This is a genomic window from Streptomyces sp. NPDC048211 (assembly GCF_043202315.1).
Classification (GTDB): domain Bacteria; phylum Actinomycetota; class Actinomycetes; order Streptomycetales; family Streptomycetaceae; genus Streptomyces.
This window is the reverse complement of record NZ_JBIDAD010000001.1, coordinates 871954-891822: the sequence shown is the minus strand read 5'-3', so window position 1 is coordinate 891822 and position 19869 is coordinate 871954. Positions and strand designations below refer to the sequence as shown.

Annotated in this window: 19 protein-coding genes and 1 riboswitch; of the genes, 9 read left to right on the top strand and 10 right to left on the bottom strand. The window is 70.7% G+C overall.

The genetic code is table 11. From position 1 onward, the window contains the following. Positions 1 to 87: 87 nt before the first annotated feature. The 6 genes from ACGFZA_RS04120 to ACGFZA_RS04095 all read left to right on the top strand — a co-directional run bounded on the left by ACGFZA_RS04120 (position 88) and on the right by ACGFZA_RS04095 (position 7338). Positions 88 to 852, top strand: coding sequence for a GntR family transcriptional regulator (locus ACGFZA_RS04120; RefSeq protein ID WP_385275789.1), 765 nt, complete (start codon positions 88 to 90; stop codon positions 850 to 852). A 244-nt stretch (positions 853 to 1096) separates the two neighbouring features. Beyond that, the gene (locus ACGFZA_RS04115; protein WP_093706373.1) at positions 1097 to 1351 is read left to right on the top strand and encodes a DUF3311 domain-containing protein; all 255 of its coding nucleotides are present in this window, start codon (positions 1097 to 1099) and stop codon (positions 1349 to 1351) included. After that, positions 1348 to 2982 (top strand): monocarboxylate uptake permease MctP, encoded by a 1635-nt coding sequence (mctP, locus tag ACGFZA_RS04110; protein WP_393676983.1) that lies wholly within the window; start codon positions 1348 to 1350, stop codon positions 2980 to 2982. The genes ACGFZA_RS04115 and mctP overlap by 4 nt, the downstream gene beginning before the upstream one ends. Before the next feature lie 123 nt (positions 2983 to 3105). After that, complete coding sequence (locus tag ACGFZA_RS04105) at positions 3106 to 3618, top strand: GNAT family N-acetyltransferase (RefSeq protein ID WP_393676981.1); 513 nt, start codon at positions 3106 to 3108, stop codon at positions 3616 to 3618. 52 nt (positions 3619 to 3670) lie between these two features. Beyond that, positions 3671 to 3807, top strand: a riboswitch (cobalamin riboswitch). 139 nt (positions 3808 to 3946) lie between these two features. Further along, complete coding sequence (locus ACGFZA_RS04100) at positions 3947 to 6325, top strand: ribonucleoside-diphosphate reductase subunit alpha (protein WP_393676979.1); 2379 nt, start codon at positions 3947 to 3949, stop codon at positions 6323 to 6325. After that, a complete protein-coding gene (locus tag ACGFZA_RS04095; protein WP_385275308.1) occupies positions 6325 to 7338 on the top strand; it encodes a ribonucleotide-diphosphate reductase subunit beta in 1014 nt (337 codons plus the stop codon). Before ACGFZA_RS04100 ends, ACGFZA_RS04095 begins: the two co-directional genes overlap by 1 nt. A 5-nt stretch (positions 7339 to 7343) precedes the next feature. Here ACGFZA_RS04095 and ACGFZA_RS04090 read toward each other — a convergent pair whose 3' ends face one another. Beyond that, the gene (locus ACGFZA_RS04090; RefSeq protein WP_393676976.1) at positions 7344 to 7556 is read right to left on the bottom strand and encodes a hypothetical protein; all 213 of its coding nucleotides are present in this window, start codon (positions 7554 to 7556) and stop codon (positions 7344 to 7346) included. 81 nt (positions 7557 to 7637) lie between these two features. Between ACGFZA_RS04090 and ACGFZA_RS04085 the strand changes: the two genes are divergently transcribed. Together ACGFZA_RS04085 and ACGFZA_RS04080 are read left to right on the top strand one after the other, a co-directional pair. Further along, the gene (locus ACGFZA_RS04085) at positions 7638 to 8612 is read left to right on the top strand and encodes a helix-turn-helix domain-containing protein (RefSeq protein ID WP_385275314.1); all 975 of its coding nucleotides are present in this window, start codon (positions 7638 to 7640) and stop codon (positions 8610 to 8612) included. Positions 8613 to 8715: 103 nt separating this feature from the next. Then, a complete protein-coding gene (locus ACGFZA_RS04080; RefSeq protein WP_393676974.1) occupies positions 8716 to 10623 on the top strand; it encodes a family 20 glycosylhydrolase in 1908 nt (635 codons plus the stop codon). Between the two features lie 44 nt (positions 10624 to 10667). Here the strand turns inward: ACGFZA_RS04080 and ACGFZA_RS04075 are convergent, their stop codons facing one another. The 9 genes from ACGFZA_RS04075 to ACGFZA_RS04035 all read right to left on the bottom strand — a co-directional run bounded on the left by ACGFZA_RS04075 (position 10668) and on the right by ACGFZA_RS04035 (position 19027). Further along, positions 10668 to 11399, bottom strand: coding sequence for a D-Ala-D-Ala carboxypeptidase family metallohydrolase (locus ACGFZA_RS04075; protein WP_385275320.1), 732 nt, complete (start codon positions 11397 to 11399; stop codon positions 10668 to 10670). A 168-nt stretch (positions 11400 to 11567) separates the two neighbouring features. Beyond that, positions 11568 to 12206 carry a peptide deformylase gene (gene def / locus ACGFZA_RS04070; RefSeq protein WP_385275323.1) on the bottom strand — a complete coding sequence of 213 codons (639 nt, stop codon included), beginning with the start codon at positions 12204 to 12206 and terminating at the stop codon, positions 11568 to 11570. Positions 12207 to 12312: 106 nt separating this feature from the next. After that, the gene (locus ACGFZA_RS04065) at positions 12313 to 13305 is read right to left on the bottom strand and encodes a hypothetical protein (RefSeq protein WP_219567555.1); all 993 of its coding nucleotides are present in this window, start codon (positions 13303 to 13305) and stop codon (positions 12313 to 12315) included. Between the two features lie 90 nt (positions 13306 to 13395). After that, entirely contained in the window at positions 13396 to 14688 is a 1293-nt protein-coding gene (locus tag ACGFZA_RS04060; protein WP_393676970.1) for an HD-GYP domain-containing protein, read from the bottom strand. Next, a complete protein-coding gene (locus ACGFZA_RS04055) occupies positions 14685 to 16115 on the bottom strand; it encodes an HD-GYP domain-containing protein (RefSeq protein WP_393676968.1) in 1431 nt (476 codons plus the stop codon). The genes ACGFZA_RS04060 and ACGFZA_RS04055 overlap by 4 nt, the downstream gene beginning before the upstream one ends. A gap of 116 nt (positions 16116 to 16231) precedes the next feature. Then, entirely contained in the window at positions 16232 to 16552 is a 321-nt protein-coding gene (rsrA, locus tag ACGFZA_RS04050) for a mycothiol system anti-sigma-R factor (RefSeq protein WP_385275332.1), read from the bottom strand. Then, positions 16549 to 17205, bottom strand: a complete 657-nt coding sequence (locus ACGFZA_RS04045; RefSeq protein WP_018105559.1) for a sigma-70 family RNA polymerase sigma factor — start codon at positions 17203 to 17205, stop codon at positions 16549 to 16551. Before ACGFZA_RS04045 ends, rsrA begins: the two co-directional genes overlap by 4 nt. Positions 17206 to 17511: 306 nt before the next feature. Beyond that, positions 17512 to 18162 (bottom strand): alpha/beta family hydrolase, encoded by a 651-nt coding sequence (locus ACGFZA_RS04040; protein ID WP_385275335.1) that lies wholly within the window; start codon positions 18160 to 18162, stop codon positions 17512 to 17514. A gap of 49 nt (positions 18163 to 18211) precedes the next feature. Beyond that, positions 18212 to 19027, bottom strand: a complete 816-nt coding sequence (locus ACGFZA_RS04035; RefSeq protein ID WP_385275338.1) for an SOS response-associated peptidase — start codon at positions 19025 to 19027, stop codon at positions 18212 to 18214. Between the two features lie 65 nt (positions 19028 to 19092). Between ACGFZA_RS04035 and ACGFZA_RS04030 the strand changes: the two genes are divergently transcribed. Then, a complete protein-coding gene (locus ACGFZA_RS04030) occupies positions 19093 to 19806 on the top strand; it encodes a M50 family metallopeptidase (protein ID WP_385275341.1) in 714 nt (237 codons plus the stop codon). Positions 19807 to 19869 lie beyond the last annotated feature (63 nt).

The following is a 19869-nucleotide window of genomic DNA, read 5'->3' as shown; positions in this document are numbered from 1 at the left end:
AGCCGTGACCGGACCGTGCCACCATGTGAGCCGCGACAGACGGAGGAGCCGGTGACGGCAGCAACGCAGCAGTCGGGAAGGCGGGCCATGGGTGCCGACGGGGGCAGTACGGGGAACGAGACGGGCGCGGGTACGCGCACCGCGCGCGTCCCGAAGTACTACCGGCTGAAGCGACATCTCCTCGACATGACGGACACGATGCCGCCGGGCACCCCTGTGCCCCCGGAGCGGACCCTGGCCGCCGAGTTCGACACCTCGCGCACCACCGTGCGCCAGGCACTCCAGGAACTGGTCGTCGAGGGCCGGCTGGAGCGCATCCAGGGGAAGGGCACCTTCGTCGCCAAGCCGAAGGTCTCGCAGGCCCTGCAGCTCACCTCGTACACCGAGGACATGCGCGCCCAGGGACTGGAACCGACGTCCCAGCTCCTGGACATCGGCTATGTCACGGCCGACGACATGCTCGCCGGGCTCCTCGACATCAGCGCGGGCGGCCGCGTGTTGCGGATCGAGCGGCTGCGCCTGGCGAGCGGTGAGCCGATGGCGATCGAGACCACCCACCTTTCGGCCAAACGCTTTCCCGCGCTGCGGCGTTCGCTGGTGAAGTACACGTCCCTCTACACGGCTCTCGCCGAGGTGTACGACGTACGGCTGGCCGAGGCCGAGGAGACCATCGAGACCTCCCTCGCCACCCCGCGCGAGGCCGGCCTGCTCGGCACGGACGTGGGCCTGCCGATGCTCATGCTGTCCCGGCACTCGCTGGACGGACAGGGCGAGCCGGTCGAGTGGGTGCGCTCGGTCTACCGGGGCGACCGCTACAAGTTCGTGGCCCGTCTGAAGCGACCGCTGGACTGAAACCGCCGCAGCTCCGTGCACAACGAACAGCCCCCGTGGACCCCTTCCCACGGGGGCTGTCCGGCGTCCCGCGCCTGCCGGCCCGGACCGACGCGCCGACGTATCACGTTATGTCGGCCAACTGTGCGACGCCCGAAGACCGTTGCCGGACCGCAATGCGGACAGGGGGTGACGATGGGCGGAACCCTCGCCTAGATTTCCTGGCCTTACACCAGGTGATCAGTGAGGGGACGGAGTCGCCGCCATGCCGGAAGAACCAGAAGGAAAGCCACCCACCGTCACACCCGTGCGGGTGGTCATCGCCCTCTGCCTCATCGCGCCGTTCGTGGCGATGCTCTGGGTGAGTTCGTACGCCAAGGTCGACCCGACCTTCATCGGCATCCCGTTCTTCTACTGGTACCAGATGCTCTGGGTGCTGATCTCCACGGCGCTCACGATGATCGCGTACAAGCTGTGGCAGCGTGACCAGCGCGCCCGCAAGGGGGGTGCGTCAGCATGAAGGACGGCGTGAACGGCGTCGCACTCGGCGTCTTCATCTTCTTCTTCCTGGCCGTCACGGTCGTCGGCTTCATGGCCGCCCGGTGGCGCAAGGCCGAGAACGAGGCCAGCCTCGACGAATGGGGGCTGGGCGGACGGTCGTTCGGCACCTGGGTCACCTGGTTCCTGCTCGGCGGCGACCTGTACACCGCGTACACCTTCGTCGCCGTTCCCGCGGCGATCTACGCGGCGGGCGCGGCCGGCTTCTTCGCGGTGCCCTACACCATCCTGGTGTACCCGCTGATCTTCACCTTCCTGCCGCGCCTGTGGTCGGTGTCGCACAAGCACGGCTACGTCACCACCTCGGACTTCGTCCGCGGCCGCTTCGGCTCCAAGGGGCTCTCGCTGGCGGTCGCCGTCACCGGCATCCTCGCCACGATGCCGTACATCGCGCTGCAACTCGTCGGCATCCAGGCGGTGCTGGACGTGATGGGCGTCGGCGGCGGCGAGAACACCCACTGGTTCATCAAGGACCTGCCGCTGCTGATCGCGTTCGCCGTGCTCGCGGCGTACACGTACTCCTCCGGCCTGCGGGCCCCCGCCCTGATCGCGTTCGTCAAGGACGGACTGATCTACCTGGTCATCGCCGTGGCCATCATCTACATCCCGATCAAGCTCGGCGGCTTCGACGACATCTTCGCCAAGGCCGGCGAGGCGTTCTCGGCGAAGAACGAGGCGGCCGGGAAACCGGTCGCCGGACTCGCCCCCGGTGAGGCGGGCCAGTGGGGATACGCCACCCTGGCGCTCGGCTCGGCACTGGCGCTCTTCATGTATCCGCACTCGATCACCGCGACGCTCTCCAGCCGCAGCCGCAACGTGATCCGCCGCAACACGACGATCCTGCCGCTGTACTCGCTGATGCTGGGCCTGCTCGCGCTGCTCGGCTTCATGGCGATCGCCGCCGGCGTCAAGGTGGACAACGGCCAGCTGGCGATCCCGCAGCTGTTCGAGAACATGTTCCCCGACTGGTTCGCGGGCGTGGCCTTCGCCGCCATCGGCATCGGCGCGCTGGTGCCCGCCGCGATCATGTCGATCGCCGCGGCGAACCTGTTCACCCGGAACATCTACAAGGACTTCCTGAAGCCCGACGCCACACCCGCACAGGAGACCAAGGTCTCCAAGCTGGTGTCGCTGCTGGTGAAGGTCGGCGCGCTCGCCTTCGTCCTCACCATGGACAAGACGGTCGCGATCAACTTCCAGCTCCTCGGCGGAATCTGGATCCTCCAGACGATGCCGGCCCTGGTCGGCGGGCTGTTCACCCGGTGGTTCCACCGCTGGGCGCTGCTCGCGGGCTGGGCGGTCGGCATGGTCTACGGAACGGCTGCCGCGTACGGGGTCGCCAGCCCGACCCAGAAGCACTTCGGCGGGTCCTCCAAGGCGATCCCGGGCATCGGCGAGATCGGCTACATCGGCCTGACGGCCTTCGTGCTGAACGTCCTGGTCGTCGTCGTCCTCACCTTCGTCCTGAACGCCGTGAAGGCGCCCGCCGGGATCGACGAGACCTCCCCGGGCGACTACACCGCGGACGCGGGCGACCCGGGCGTGCAGACCGAGCTCCCGCCGGCCACCGCCGGTGCGCCGGGCGGTCACTGACCTCCGCCGCGCGCACGCGAACGGGCCGTCGCACCTCTCCGGAAGGGGTGCGGCGGCCCGTTCGCGCGTCCCCGCGGAAAAGCCCTTGCGGCCTCGGCCCGTGCCTGCGGCAGACTTCGGCCCATGGACATAGCAATCCGGCCGGTCGAGCCCGCCGAGCACGCGCTCCTCGGCGAGATCACCGCCGAGGCCTATCTGGGCGACGGGCTCCTGGACCTCGGCGCCGACGATCCGTACCTGGTGCAGCTGCGCGACGTGCCCCGCCGGGCCGCCGAGGCCGAGGTGCTGGTGGCCGCCGACGCGCGGGGCCGCGTCCTGGGCGGGGTCACCTACGCCCCGCCGGGCAACCCGTGGGCCGACATCGCGGCGGCCGACGAGGCCGAGTTCCGGATGCTGGCGGTCTCCCGCGAAGCCCGTGGCGCCGGGGCGGGCGAGGCGCTCGTACGGGCCTGTATCGACCGCGCACGAGGCACCGGCGGCGTCACGGGGCTCGTCCTGTCGACGCAGCCGGCGATGCGCGGCGCCCATAGGATCTACGGGCGCCTCGGCTTCGTACGGACCCCCGAGAAGGACTGGAGCCCCGTCGCCGACCTCACGCTGCTGACGTACCGTCTGGACCTCCGCCCCGCGCCATAAGGGCACACCGCGATCGCGTACGACACAACATGTGGGGGCTGCCGCATCCGGCAGCCCCCACATGTATGCTCGTGCTCGCTGTCGCCGCAGGGAAATCCGGTGCGAATCCGGAACTGTCCCGCAACGGTGTGTTCGGTGTGCTTTTGCGCACCCCGAGTCCGAAGTCCTGCCGACAGCGCATCCGGCTCGACCGATCCGGATGCCCAGACGTCCGGGCCTCGTGGATGGGCCGGTGGACGCCGCACGGAGTGCTGCCCTGCCCGGGTCCCGCTCCGCCCGGCTGCCCCCGCTCCCCGCAGGCCCCGAGCCGAGCGAGGGAGTGCACCACGTGACCATCGCGCCAGCCGATCCGGTAACAGCGGCCGAATCAACGGGAACCACGAGCGACGGACCGGGAACCGTACTGCTGCGGACCCTGACCGACCTCACCGCCGATCTGCCCGACACCGACCCCGGACGCGTCGCCGCCGCCGCGCTGCGCGGCCGCAACGCCCGGTCGGACGAGGCGGAGCTGCGCTCGCTGGCCACCGAGGCCGCCGCGGGTCTGATCTCCGAGGACCCCGCCTACTCCCGGCTCGCCGCCCGCCTCCTCACCCGCACCATCGCGGACGAGGCGGCCGGGCAGGGCGCGACGTCGTTCTCCGCATCCGTCGCCGTCGGGCACCGCGAGGGCCTGATCGCGGACCGCACCGCCGCGTTCGTGACGCTCCACGCGGCCGCGCTCGACGCTCTGGTGACGCAGTCGCTCGCCGACGGGGCCGACGACCGCTTCGGCTACTTCGGCCTGCGCACCCTGCACAGCCGCTACCTGCTGCGCCACCCGATCACCCGCCAGGTCATCGAGACACCGCAGCACTTCATGCTCCGGGTCGCCTCCGGGCTCGCCGAGGACACCTCCGAGCGCGCCCTGGACGAGGTCGCCGCGCTGTACGGCCTGATGAGCCGGCTGGACTACCTGCCCTCCTCCCCCACGCTCTTCAACTCCGGCACCCGCCACCCGCAGATGTCCTCCTGCTATCTGCTGGACTCGCCGCTGGACGAGCTCGACTCGATCTACGACCGCTACCACCAGGTGGCACGCCTCTCCAAGCACGCGGGCGGCATCGGCCTCTCGTACTCCCGCATCCGCGCCCGCGGTTCGCTGATCCGCGGCACCAACGGGCACTCCAACGGCATCGTGCCGTTCCTGAAGACGCTCGACGCGTCCGTCGCCGCGGTCAACCAGGGCGGCCGGCGCAAGGGCGCCGCCGCCGTCTACCTGGAGACCTGGCACGCGGACATCGAGGAGTTCCTGGAGCTGCGCGACAACACGGGCGAGGACCAGCGGCGTACGCACAACCTCAACCTGGCGCACTGGATCCCCGACGAGTTCATGCGCCGGGTCGACGCGGACGGTACCTGGTCGCTGTTCTCCCCGGCCGACGTCCCCGAGCTGGTCGACCTGTGGGGCGACGAGTTCGACGCCGTCTACCGCGCGGCCGAGGCCAAGGGCCTGGCGCGCAAGACCATGCCGGCCCGCGAGCTCTACGGCCGGATGATGCGGACGCTGGCCCAGACCGGCCAGGGCTGGATGACGTTCAAGGACGCCTCCAACCGGACCGCGAACCAGACCGCCGAACCCGGCCGCGTCGTGCACTCCTCGAACCTGTGCACCGAGATTCTCGAAGTCACCGACGACGGCGAGACGGCCGTCTGCAACCTCGGGTCGGTCAACCTCGGCGCGTTCGTCGAGGGCGGCACGATCGACTGGGAGCGGCTCGACGCCACCGTCCGTACCGCCGTGACGTTCCTCGACCGGGTCGTCGACATCAACTTCTACCCGACCGAGCAGGCCGGCCGGTCCAACGCGCGCTGGCGTCCGGTGGGCCTGGGCGCGATGGGTCTCCAGGACGTCTTCTTCCAGCTGCGGCTGCCGTTCGACTCCCCCGAGGCGCGCGCCCTGTCGACGAAGATCTCCGAGCGCATCATGCTCGCGGCGTACGAGGCGTCCTGCGACCTCGCCGAGCGCTCGGGCCCGCTGCCCGCGTGGTCCGAGACGCGTGCCGCCCGCGGCGTGCTGCACCCGGACCACTACGACACCGAGCTGAACTGGCCGGAGCGCTGGGACGCGCTGCGCGCCCGGGTCGCGACGACCGGGATGCGCAACTCGCTGCTCCTGGCCATCGCGCCGACCGCGACGATCGCCTCGATCGCGGGCGTGTACGAGTGCATCGAGCCGCAGGTCTCCAACCTCTTCAAGCGCGAGACGCTCAGTGGTGAGTTCCTCCAGGTCAACGCGTACCTGGTGGACGAGCTGAAGAAGCTCGGCGTGTGGGACGCGCGGACCCGGGAGGCGCTGCGCGAGGCGAGCGGCTCCGTGCAGGGCTTCGCCTGGATCCCGGAGGAGGTGCGGGCGCTGTACCGCACCGCGTGGGAGATCCCGCAGCGCGGCCTGATCGACATGGCGGCGGCCCGTACGCCGTTCCTCGACCAGAGCCAGTCGCTGAACCTGTTCCTGGAGACGCCGACGATCGGGAAGCTCTCCTCGATGTACGCGTACGCCTGGAAGCAGGGGCTGAAGACGACGTACTACCTGCGCTCCCGCCCGGCGACCCGGATCGCCCGTGCGGCGTCCGCCGCCCCGATCCCGGAGCAGGCACCGGCGCCCGACGCGGACGCGATCGCCTGCTCCCTCGAAAACCCCGAGTCCTGCGAGGCCTGCCAGTAATGAGCTCGAACGACAAGAACCTGCTGGACCCGGGCTTCGAACTGACGCTGCGGCCGATGCGCTACCCGGACTTCTACGAGCGCTACCGGGACGCGATCAAGAACACCTGGACCGTGGAGGAGGTCGACCTCCACTCCGACGTCGCGGACCTCGCCAAGCTCTCGCCGGGCGAGCAGCACATGATCGGCCGGCTGGTCGCGTTCTTCGCGACGGGTGACTCGATCGTCTCGAACAACCTCGTGCTGACGCTCTACAAGCACATCAACTCCCCCGAGGCGCGGCTGTACCTGTCGCGGCAGCTCTTCGAGGAGGCCGTGCACGTCCAGTTCTATCTGACGCTGCTCGACACGTATCTGCCCGACCCGGACGACCGGGCCGCGGCGTTCGACGCGGTCGAGGAGATCCCGTCGATCCGCGAGAAGGCGCAGTTCTGCTTCAAGTGGATGGACTCGGTCGAGAAGATCGACCGGCTGGAGACGAAGGCCGACCGCCGCCGGTTCCTGCTCAACCTGATCTGCTTCGCGGCGTGCATCGAGGGGCTGTTCTTCTACGGCGCCTTCGCGTACGTGTACTGGTTCCGCTCGCGCGGTCTGCTGCACGGTCTCGCCACGGGCACCAACTGGGTGTTCCGTGACGAGACGATGCACATGAACTTCGCGTTCGAAGTGGTGGACACCGTCCGCAAGGAGGAGCCGGAGCTCTTCGACGACGCCCTCCAGCAGCAGGTCACCGACATGCTGAAGGAGGCCGTCGAGGCGGAGCTGCAGTTCGGCCGCGACCTGTGCGGCGAGGGCCTGCCCGGCATGAACACCGATTCGATGCGCCAGTACCTGGAGTGCGTCGCCGACCAGCGGCTCACCCGGCTGGGCTTCCCGGCGGTGTACGGGTCGGAGAACCCGTTCTCGTTCATGGAGCTCCAGGGTGTCCAGGAGCTGACGAACTTCTTCGAGCGCCGCCCGTCCGCCTACCAGGTGGCCGTCGAGGGCACGGTCGGCTTCGACGACGATTTCTAGATCCTTCAGATCCTCGCCCAGCTTCTGACGTACGGACGCCGTGCGGCCTTCACCGGCCGTGCGGCGTCCGCCGTTCGCGGGGGTTCGGTACTCGGGGCCCGTTCCGCTTCCCGGAGCTCGCGGTCGATGCGGTGTTCGCGGGCGATGCCGATCAGCGCCGGCAGCAGGACGAGAGCGAAAACAGCGGATATGCCCAGGACGTTCTGGAATGTGTTCATGCCTCTACTGTCGTCGCTTCCAGAAGGATCCGGCAGTGGCAGGACTGTCATGGAGCATCGAATTACTGCCACACTGAGGGCATGCTGAAAAACGTGGCCGCCCTGCTGCTCGATGACGTGAATCCCTTCGAGCTCGGGGTCCTGTGCGAGGTGTTCGGACTCGACCGCAGCGAGGAGGGACTGCCGGTGCACGACTTCGCGGTGGTCTCCGCCGAGGGCCCGGTCCTGCGGACCCATGCCGGATTCACCATCACCACCCCCCACGGCCTGGACCGCCTGGAGGAGGCCGATCTCATCGCCGTCCCGGCCGGCACCCACTTCGTGGACCGGGAGTACCCCGAGAACGTCCTGGAGGCGCTGCGCCGGGCCGTGGACCGGGGGGCCAGGGTGCTCAGCGTCTGTTCGGGGGCGTACGTGCTCGGCGCGGCCGGCCTGCTGGACGGCCGGCGCTGCACCACCCACTGGCGCCACGCCGTCGAACTGGCCCGCCGCTTCCCCCGGGCGGTCGTCGAGCCGGACGTGCTGTACGTCGACGAGGGCTCCGTCATCACCTCGGCGGGCACGGCCGCCGGGATCGACGCCTGTCTGCACCTGGTCCGGCAGGAGTACGGGACCGCCGCCGCCAACACCATCGCCCGCCGCATGGTGGTGCCGCCGCACCGTGACGGCGGTCAGGCGCAGTACATCCAGCGCCCGCTGCCCCGGACCCGCTGCGACACGGTCGGGGACACCCTGGCCTGGATGGACCGCCACCTCGACCAGGAGATGACCGTCGAGCAGCTGGCCGCCCAGGCGCACATGTCACCGCGCACCTTCGCTCGCCGCTTCCAGCAGGAGACGGGCACCACGCCGTACCGCTGGCTGCTGCGCCAGCGGGTACTGCTGGCACAGCACCTCCTGGAGACATCCGATGAAACGATGGACACCATCGCCGGGCAGACAGGCTTCGGGAACGCCGCGGCGCTCCGTCATCAGTTCGTACGTTCCTTGGGCACCACGCCGAACGCCTATCGCCGGACGTTCCGCGGGCCGACCGAATTGACCGAAGTGGCCTGATCGCTCACGGGACTTACGTCGGACCATTCGTCCAACTGATTCCCCCACCTGTCCATGGACCGGGCCCTTACCGGCCCGCCAGGGTCGGTGCATGGACATCCGGATGGCAAGACGAAGGACCGTCGGGGCCGTGGTGGCCGCGCTCGCCGCCACTGTGCTGCCCCTGCAGAGCGCCGTGGCGCAGGACGGGGCGACGACCGCTGCCGCACCGCCCGAGGTGCTGCCCTCCTTGCGCCAGTGGCAGCCCGGCGAGGGGGAGTTCACGCTCACCGACCGGGCCCGGATCGTGCTCGACGGGGTGCGGGAGCAGCGCACGTCGGCCGATGCGGCGCGGTTCGCCGGCGAACTGGCGGGGAAGGCCCCGGTGTCACGGGGCGGGGCCCGCTCCGGTGACATCGTGCTGCGCCAGGACCCTTCGCTGAAGGGCACGCTGGGCGCGGAGGGCTACCGCCTCGACGTCGGCGACCGGATCACGGTCACCGCCGCGACGTCGGCGGGGGTGTTCTACGGCTCCCGCACGGTACTCCAGCTGCTGAACGACGACGGCCGGGCGGCACGCGGTTCGGCGACGGACGTCCCCGCCTACCGCGAGCGCGGGGTCGGGGTCTGCGCCTGCTACATCAACGTCTCGCTGCCCTGGTTCGAGCGGCTGATGAAGGACATGGCCTCCCAGAAGCTCAACCAGCTGTGGATCGAGGCGAAGGTCAGGAGCGACACCGACCCGGCGTCGGCGTTCTGGGGCTACTACACGAAGCCGCAGGTCAGCGCCCTGGTCGCGATGGCGAAGAAGTACCACATCGACCTGGTGCCGGAGATCAACTCCCCGGGCCACATGGACACGTACCTGGAGAACCACCCGGAGCTCCAGCTCAAGGACAAGGCCGGCGTCGCCTCCCCGCCCCGGCTGGACATCTCGCGGCCCGAGGCGCTGGCGTACTACACCTCGATGGTGGACGAGGCCCTGGAGGTGTGGGACACCCGCACCTGGCACATGGGCGCCGACGAGTACATGATCGGCTCGTCCTACCCGGACTATCCGCAGCTGCAGACGGCCGCGACCGCGAAGTTCGGCGCCTCGGCCACCCCCGACGACCTCTTCGCCGACTTCATCAACCAGGTCAACGCCCATGTGAAGGCCGACGGCCGGTCACTGCGGATCTGGAACGACGGACTCGTCGGCCACAACGGCGTCGTCCCCCTCGACCGCGACATCACCGTCGAGCACTGGCTGGGCGGCGGCGCCATCCAGCAGCCGTCCGCGCTGCTGGCCGAGGGCCGGCCCGTGATGAACTCGGCGTACGCGCTGTACCTGGTGCGCGGCGGCTACACGATGAAGACCCAGGAGCTGTACGAGAGCGACTGGACGCCCCTGCGCTTCGAGGGCCAGACACTGCCCGCCACGGCGGCGAACCTGACCGGCGCGAAGATCAGCCTGTGGCCGGACAGCGCGGCGGCCGAGACCGAGAACGAGGTCGAGGCGAAGGTCTTCATGCCGCTGCGCTTCATCGCGCAGGCCACCTGGGGAGGGCCGAAGCCCAGTGGCACATACGCCGGATTCGAGGCGCTCGCCCGGCGGATCGGACACGCCCCCGGCTGGGAGAACACCGACCGTACCCCGCTGGCCGACGGTACGTACCGGCTGACGGCGGGCGCGAAGGCGCTGGCACCCGGCGCGGACGCCGGAGTCTCGCTGACCCGGGGCTCGCAGGCCGCCTGGACGCTGACGGCGACCGCCGACGGCTACTACACGGTGAAGTCCGCCGAGAGCGGCCTGTGTATGGACGCGGCGCGCGGGAAGAAGTACCTGGGCGCTCCGCTGGAGGTGGGGGCCGAGCTGTCGCTCGGGACCTGCGCGGCGGGCGCGCGCACGCAGCGCTGGCAGCTGGACGCCGGAGGCGGGGCCCTGGTCCTGCGCAACGCCGTCTCGCAGCTCCGGCTGACCGAGCGGTCCGCCGACGGCGCCGCGGTACAGACGACGGGCGGGACGCGCCTGACAGCGAAGTCCGCCTGATCGCAGCTGTGGGGCCCGCCGCACCGGCGGGCCCCACAGTCGTGTCAGATGCCGCAGTTGGGCGCCGACCAGTAGTGGCTGGGGCCCTGGTTCACGTGGACGTGGTCGTTGTGGTCGGGGTAGCCCGGGCCGAGGATCCCGTTGAACCCGTGGTTGCGGGCCTGCTGGGCCAGGGTGCAGAAGGCGATCCCTCCCAGGTCCGCCGCGTCGCCGTACAGATGACGGCTGTTCGACGCACCGCCGGCCGCGCTGTTGCAGGACGTGGAACGGAAACCGCTGTTGACGGTGATCGGGCGGTCACCGAGCGCGTGGCGCAGCGCCTCCAGCTTCCACATGGTGCTCAGCGCGTTGGCCTTCGCGGTGCCCGCCGCGACGGCACCGCCCGCCCAGGTGCTGTTGCAGTGGTTGAGCTCGGCGTACGTGAAGTGGATGGGGGTGCAGTCGTTGTCCTGGAGCGCGTAGATCTTGGACTGCGTGGCGGGGCCCGCGACACCGTCGGCGGCGAGCCCGTAGGCGGCCTGGAAGCGCTTGACCGCGGCGGTGGTGGCGGGGCCGTAGGAGCCGTCGATGGCGAGTACGGAGTTGTATCCGGGATATCCGGCCACGCGGAGCTGCAGCTGGACGACATCGTTGCCGGTGGCGCCCGGGGCCAGGGTGCGGGTCCAGGTGTAGCAGCCGTCCGCCTGAGCGGTGCCGGCGGTCACGACCGCCCCGCCCAAGGCGAAAGCCATGGTCATGACAAGCCCGAGAAGGAGTCGTGCGGAACGTCTGAGCATGGGGGGGGCTCCCTACCACGGTGAAGGTGTGGAGCGACAGCCTGTCGGACGAGTCGACGCGCGTCAACTATGCCGAAAAGAACGGCAGTTGACAGCACGGGAACATGCCGGGAGCCCCGCCCCGGCGTACCGGACCGGGGCCCCTCGCAGCAGGCGCGTTCAGCCGGATCAGTCGTTCGGGACGACCTCGTAGCGCGGGGTGTTCTCCGCCATCTGCCGCAGGGCGTCCTTGCGGTCACGCTTGGAGAGCCGGTCGATGTACAGGTAGCCGTACAGGTGGTCCGTCTCGTGCTGGAGGCAGCGGGCGAAGTAGCCGTTGCCCCGCACCTTGACCGGGTTGCCCTTGGCGTCCTGGCCGCGCACCACCGCGTAGTCCGGGCGGGCCAGCGAGGCGTACGCCGTCGGAACCGAGAGGCAGCCCTCGTTGGAGTCGTCCAGGACGCGCTCCTCGGGCGGCAGCTCGTCGAGCACCGGGTTGCAGATGGCGCCCGTGTGCCGGACCCCGTCGTCGTCCGGGCAGTCGTAGACGAAGACCTTGAGGTCGACCCCGATCTGGTTGGCGGCCAGGCCCACGCCCTCGGCCGTCCGCTGGCTGGCGAACATGTCGTCGATCAGCTGGGCCAGCTCGTCGTCGAACGCGGTGACGTCCTTGCACTCCTTGTGCAGGACCGGGTTGCCCACGACCGTGATCGGGCGGGAGGTGCCGCGCTCGCGGTGTGCCGCCTCGCGCGCCTCACAGTCCTCGGTGTCGACCAGGAAGCCTTCCTCGTCGACGCTGATCTGCTCGTCCGTCTCCTGCTGGGCCATGTCCGCCGTACGCCTTCCTCACAACCTGAACCCCGGGATCCGCGGCTCGCGAGAACCCGGGCACCCGAGCACCGGAATCGGTGCGCGTACAGCCTACGGGCACCGGTCAGCAGACTTCTTCGAGATCCCGCCACTCCCGGCTGTCCGGGCTGTCCGCCACCCAGCCGTCGAGCAGCCCGCGCACCAGCCCCGCGGGGGCCGCGAGACCGCATTCGCGCTCGGGCACCCACAGCTCTCCCGCGGTGCGGTGGCCCAGCGGACCGGGATGGCCCGGCTCGCTGTGGTCGTGCGGGTCGAGGTGCTCGCCGTCGCCCTCGTCGCTCTCCATCCGGCTCTCCGAACAGGCCCGGCACAGCAGCCGGACGGATGACGACCAGTCCTCGGCGGCGAAGCCGGCGTCGGACGCCAGCTGCTCCAGCGCGTCCCGATCCGCCTCGGTGGCCGCTTCGAGCAGCACCACCCAGGTCGGAACGGGGGACGGCGCCCACAGCTCGATCTCGTCGAACACGGGGTACGAGGGTCCGGCCGCGGTGATCCGCTCACCGTGCGGGACCCCGTCGTGCAGCACGACCTCGCCCCAGCGCCGCCCGGACGACGGCAGCGGGATCGACAGCACTTCGATCCGTGCCGGATCCAGCCTGCGGCCCCAGACGACCTCCGCCTCGCCCTCGGGCGACAGCCGCACCGCCGCGCTGCCCAGCTCCATGCCGACCGGCTCACTGCCCGCCGCCGGAGTCTGCTGCCCGCCGCCGGGCACCTTCAGCCCGTACGCCTGCCAGGCCCTGCGGGCCAGCGGCCAGTCCTGGAGCGCCGTGGCGGCGATCCCGACGTTCCACCAGTCCGGGGCGCCGGACTCCTTGTCGAGCAGCGCGACGGCCCGCAGGCCCGCGGCTCTCGCCTGTTCCCAGTCGTGCCGGAACTTGTGCAGCAGCGCCAGGTTGAACCACGACTCGGAGAGCCAGGGCTCCAGGTCCGCCGCACGCGTCAGCAGCGCGCCCGCGTCCTCGTACCGGCCGTCGCCGATCAGCGTGAACGCGCGGTCCGTGGCCTGCCGCCAAGAGGCGGAGGGCCGATGCCGTACCTTCCCGAAGATCCTCACGATTCCCGCCTGTCCCGACTGGACACCCTCGTTTTCCACTCTCTTCGCATCCAACCATGCCTGGCCGGACGCCCGCTCATTACCCATGGGTTACCCAGGCGGGACGGGGGTCAGACCGCCCCTGGCCAGAACCCTGGCGAGCGATTCCACGACCTGGGGCTGGTAATCGCGGCCGGTCCCGAGCCTGAGCTGTTCCAGGGCACCGAGCGGCCCGCTGAGACATTCCCCGCACAGGTCGTCGTATGCGTTGACCGCCCGGACGATCCTGGCGGAGAGCGGCTGCTCGCGGTAGGGGTCCGCCTGCTGCTCCACGACGACGGCGACCTCGGTGTCCACCCCGGTCTGCCGGACCACCGCACCGCCCAGCAGCGCGATCCGTCGCTGCTCGGCGGCCGGCAGGGTGGCGGTCGCCCCGGCCGGCACCGGGTCGACGAGCGAGAGCTGTCCGATGTCGTGCATGAGCGCCGCGTACTCCAGGACCGTGAGCTCGGGTCCGGAGAGGCCCATCTCGCGCCCGACGGCCGTACAGAGCACCGCCACTCTCCGGGCATGACCGTGCGGGGTGTAGCCGGCGATCTCCGTGGACCGGGCAAGCGAGGCGATGGTCTGCCGGTAGGTGGTGCGTACGGCGGCGAACCGGCGGAAGGACACCTGCGTGAGGAGCAGGGGTACACACAGGACGGGCAGCGCCCACAGCCCGGCGACGGCGACGGCGAGCGCCATCACGCTGCCGGTCGCGCAGACAGCCGATCCGATGCCTCTCAGCGCCCTCAGCTCGTCGCGGAGCAGTGGCCCGTACGGGACAGGGGTGGCGCCCGTCGCGCGGAGGCCGCGGGGCAGCGTGCGGGCACGCAGCAGCAGGGCGCCCAGCACGGCGTCGCACAGGGCGGTGAGGCCGAGCAGCACGAGGAGGAAGGCCACGTAGTACGGGCCGTCGCCGAACCAGCTGGCGGACCGGCCGGAGTTGTACAGCGGCTGGAAGCAGACCGCCGCGAACGCGACGGTCAGGATCCGGCGGGCCACCTGGTCGGGACCGGGACCGCTGCCGCGCGCGATGTGGGGCACGGAGGCGACGAGCTGCGCCGTGACGAGCACGGCGATCACCTGGAGCACCCCGTGGCTGGTGGGCTCCCCGCCGCTGCGGCCGAGCAGGGCGTACGCGAGCGCCCCGGCCGCACCGAGCGGCGCGGGCTCCCGCTCCCCCGGCTGGGCGCCCCAGCGGGCCAGCTCGCCGATGGTGATGAGCGTCCCGAAGGCGAGGGCGTGGCCGGGTTCGTGGACGCCGTGCCAGAGGGTGTGCCCGAGCCCGGCGACGGCGAGCGCGAGGGCGGCGCCGCGCACGGCCAGGACCACGGGTGACAGCCGTACCCACCGCGGGTTCACCGGAGCCGGTCCGGCAGCCCGGGATCCAGCCCGTCCGGCGGCCGAGGACGAACCGGATCGCGGACGGCCCCGGCGCCGACGTCCCCGCCCTCTCCCCCTTCCCGCGGCGGCGGGACCCTCGACTCGTCCGCCGTCACGGCTGTCGCCGACACCGACCACCCGTTCCGTTCCAGCCCCCGTGCCAGCGCCCGCACCATCTGCGGATCGAACTGGGTGCCCGCACAGCGCTTCAGCTCCTCCACGGCGACCGGCACCGGGCGCCCCGGCCGGTAGGAGCGGGTCGAGGTCATCGCGTCGAACGCGTCGGCCACGGCGACGACGCGGGCGAACTCGGGGATCCGGCGGCCGGTCAGCCCGTACGGGTACCCGCTGCCGTCCAGCCGTTCGTGGTGGTGCAGGATCGCGGCCCGCGCCTCGCCGAGGAAGCCGATACCGCGGACGATCTCGTGCCCGTACTCCGGGTGCAGCTCGATCACCCGGCGTTCCTCCGGTGTCAGCGGCCCGTCCTTGCGCAGCACCCGCGTCGGCACGCCGAGCTTTCCGACGTCGTGCAGGATCCCGGCGAACCGGAGCACCTCGATGCGCTCCTGCGCCATGCCCAGCTCCCGGGCGATGAGCACGGACGCGTGCCCCACCCGCTCGCTGTGCCCCCTGGTGTAGGTGTCCTTGATGTCGACGGCCTGCACGAGGGCCCTGATCGTGGCGCGGTGCGCGCCGTGCTCGCGGTGATACTGGGCGAAGACCCAGCAGGAGATGTACATCGGCAGCAGGACGAAGAGCGCGGCCAGCGGCCCGTACGAGCTGTTCCACAGGATCGCCATCATCAGCCCGGCGAGGCCGTGCACCAGGTGCGGGCCCAGCGAGCGCGGCAGCAGCCCGCTCCAGGCACGCCGCAGGGTCAGTTGTTCGGCCGCGGCGAGGATGGACCCGTCCAGGGCGGTCAGCACGAGGCTGAAGACCAGCGCGGCGGCGCAGGCGGGCAGCAGGGCGTACGGGAGTTCGGGGAGCCTGTCCGGTCCGGATCCGCCGAGCGCGGCGGGCCCGCCGAGCAGGGAGTGCACGGACGAGGCCGCCCAGACGGTGACGGGCAGCTGAGCCGCCCGCCAGATCCGGCGCGCGGCGGCGGGCGGCTTCTCCACCCGGCCGGCGAGCGAGCCCGGGATCGCGACCAGCGCGGCGGCCGGGGGCGGCAGCAGGAAGGCCGCGGCGAGCAGCAGGGGAAAGAACGACCCGGAGCTGACCGGCACGGAGCTGCCGAAGAAGGGACAGCGGCCCGGCAGCTCACAGACCAGGTAGAGCCCGGCGAGCATGCCGAGGGTGGTCCATGAGGTGCCCGCGCCGGGGCGCAGCGCGGGCAGGACACACAGGGCGGCGGCGAGTGCGACGGCCAGGATGTACGCCCGCGCCGCGCCACGTATGGCTCTCACCCGTTCCGCCCGCCCCTGGGGCGCATCCCCAGCATCGCCGATAAAGGCGTCAGGCTAGCGAGTGGGGCGTCCCGGCTGAGGGCCGACGGCCGCGATTAGCACGTTCGGGTGATGCGTCATTCGCCGGCGGCGGCCGGCAGTCCGGTGTCCGAGACCGTGACGTCCTGGTCCGGCACCGCCTGCCCGGACCGGATCAGGTCGATCCGGCCCATCACCTTCGAGCGCAGGTCGGACGGCACGTCGTCCTGACCGCAGCAGCGCTTCACCAGCTTCTTCACGGCCTGCTCCAGGCCGTACTTCTCCAGGCAGGGTGAGCACTCGCCGAAGTGCACCTCGAACTTGGTGCAGTCGCTGTCGGGCATTTCCCGGTCGAGGAACTCGTAGAGGTGATCGAGGACCTCAGCGCACTCCGTCTCGTGCGGCTCTCCGCAGCTCATGAGCCCGAGCCTTTCCGATCGTCCGACTCACCGGCGCCCGCCGGGACGAGCCCGCGGTCACGGGCGTAGTCCTCCAGCATGCCGCGCAGTTGACGGCGGCCCCGGTGCAGCCGGGACATCACCGTACCGATGGGAGTCCCCATGATGTCCGCGATCTCCTTGTAGGCAAAGCCCTCTACGTCGGCAAGATAAACCGCGATACGGAACTCTTCGGGGATCGCCTGCAGCGCAGACTTCACATCGGAGTCGGGCAGATGGTCGAGGGCCTGGGACTCGGCGGAGCGCAGACCGGTCGACATGTGCGACTCGGCACGGGCCAGCTGCCAGTCCTCGATCTCCTCGGCGGCACTGCGCTGGGGTTCGCGCTGCTTCTTGCGGTACGAGTTGATGAAGGTGTTCGTGAGGATGCGGTACATCCACGCCTTGAGGTTGGTGCCCTCACGGAACTGATGGAAGGAGCCGTACGCCTTGGCGTACGTCTCCTGGACCAGGTCCTCGGCGTCCGCGGGGTTGCGCGTCATGCGCAGCGCGGCCGAGTACATCTGGTCGAGGAAACCGAGGGCATCACGCTCGAAGCGCGCGTTGCGCTCGGCGGTCGTCTCCTGCGGGCGGCCGTCGTCGGTCCCTGTGTCGGTCCCAGTGACCGGACCCACCTCCTCCAACGCTGTGGCGGAGCCGAAACCGGACCCGCTCGAATCGGAGAATAGTCGACCTTGGTCCGACGCGGGCTGTCGATCCGATCCGCTCAGTGCCCGCTCGGGAGTGGTCTTGGCCGCATGCAGCACCGTCCACTCCAGGTCAGCGGCGTTCGAGCGACGCGAGCAGATGGTCGAACCCATGCGACGGACTCCCTCTCCACATACGACGTTGGTGTACCGACGTCCCGAACAACAGTGGCCCCCCGTCCAACATTCCCGGGTCGTACGTCACAGGATCCGGACCGGATTCCCGGCCGTGTGTCACACGAGGCCGGCCAGCCATCCCGTGACGGCCGTGGTGAGGATCTCCATCGCCTGATCCTCGGTCAGCCCGGACCGCTTGGGTACGGCGAAGCCGTGGTCCCCGTGCGCCACCTCGGCCATCCGGTACTCCCCCGGCGGGAATTCGGCGGGCTTGCCGAAGGGGTCGTTGCCGCCCTGGACCACGAGCGTGGGCAGGCCGGAGGCCAGGAGTTCGTCCGCGCGGGACTTCTCCGGGCGGCCCGGGGGGTGCAGCGGGAAGCTGAGCGCGAGGACCGCGCGGGCACCGAGGCCGGCCGCGGTGCGGCAGGCCACCCTGGCCCCGGCGCTGCGTCCGCCCGCGACGACCGGGAGCCCCGGGGCCGCCAGCGCCGGCCACAGGCCGCGCCAGCCGGTGTCCAGGGTCTTCGGGGCGGGCGCGAGCTTCTTCCCGGCGACCCGCCAGGGCTGCTCCACCAGGGCGACGCTCACCCCGTGCGCGGGCAGCACGGCGGCCAGGGCCCTCAGGTCCCTGGCCTCGATGCCGCCGCCCGCGCCGTGGCCGAGCGCGAGCAGGAGGCGGGGCTTCGCCGCGGGCACCCAGGTGATCCGGGCCGGGCCGGCGTCGGTGTCGACCGTTTCGGTGCGGGGGTCTGACTCATTGGCTTTCACGCCCCCATCCAACCAACCCGTGGCGGGCCGTCCGGGGGAGGCGCGTCCCTCAGAAGAGGGTGCTCACCTCGGGTGCGGCCAGCTCGTCGAGCAGCTCGGGACCGTTGTTGCGGACGTTGCTGACGGCCGTGGCCACGGGATAGGCCCGCATCAGCCCGCCCGGCGGGGGCGTGAGCAGTCCGCGCAGCTCCTCGATGTCGGTACGGGAGGGGTCCAGCCAGTCGTCCCAGCGGTCCGGGGTCAGCATCAGCGGCATCCGGGGGTGGATGTCGGCGAGCGCGGCCGGTCCCTCGGCGGGGGCGACGGCGAGCGGGCTCGTCTCCGCCTCGGTCGTGATCACCGAACAGGTCACCCACCAGGCCTGGGGGTGGTCGTCCGGCAGGGTCCGGTCGCGCCAGAACTCGTACAGCCCTGCCATGGCGAAGACCGATCCGTCGGCGGGCGTCACGAAGTACGGCTGCTTGCGGGGCCGCTTCTTCCGGCCCTTCTCCTCCAGCTGCCGCTCCTCGCTGCCGGTCACCCACTCGTAGTAGCCGTCGGCGGGCAGGATGCAGCGCCGGGAGACGAAGGGGCGCCGGAAGGACGGCTTCTCGTGGACGGTCTCGGCACGGGCGTTGATCATCCGGGCGCCGCCCTCCGGGGATTTGGCCCAGGAGGGGACGAGCCCCCATTTCAGGGCGCGCAGCTGGCGAACCGGACGCGGGTCGTCGGCGTCTTTCACAGGACGTTCCAGTACGGCGTAGACCTCCTTGGTCGGCGCCACGTTGTAATCGGGCTCCAGCGTCTCTGCCGGTTCCCACTTCTCCACCTGGAAGAGTCCGGTCAGATCCTCGGGCCGCCGACTCGCTGCATACCGTCCGCACATAGGTGCCAGACTGCCACGACCGTCATCCCGACCGGATGCCCGTACCGCAAGGAGCCGCCCACGCCATGGACAGCACCGATCTCGGCAATCTGTGGGACCGCGTCTTCGGCACCCAGCCCGCCCCCGAGCAGTGGCTGGTGGTGGTGACCGCCACGGCCGCGCTCATCGCCGTCGTACCGAACGTCCTGTGGCGGCTGTCACGCAACGCGATCACCATCGCCCACGAGGGCGGCCACGGGCTGGTCGCCCTGCTCACCGGACGGCAGCTCTCGGGCATCCGGCTGCACTCGGACACCAGCGGACTGACGGTGAGCCGCGGCAAGCCGACCGGGATCGGCATGGTCCTGACCGCGGCGGCGGGCTACACCGCGCCGTCGCTGCTGGGTCTGGGCGGTGCCTGGCTGCTCGTGAACGGCCGGATCACCCTGCTGCTGTGGGTGGCCACGGCACTGCTCGCGGTGATGCTGGTGATGATCCGCAATGTGTACGGGGCGCTGACGGTGATCCTCACCGGTTCCCTCTTCCTGCTGATGTCGTGGCTGGCCTCACCCGCCTGGCAGTCGCTGTTCGCCTACAGCGCGGTCTGGTTCCTGCTGCTGGGCGGCGTGCGTCCGGTGTTCGAGCTGCAGTCAAAGCGGCGGCACGGCGGGGCACCGGACTCGGACGTGGACCAGCTGGCCAGACTGACGGACGTACCGGCCGCACTGTGGCTGTTCCTGTTCCACGCGGTGTCTCTCTGCTCGCTGATCGGCGGAGGCCGCTGGCTGCTGGGTCTGTGAGCATGCGGTCATGCCGGGTCCGTGAGCCTGTGGAGTCCGTCCGCGCCCCGTCTGTGAGCCACA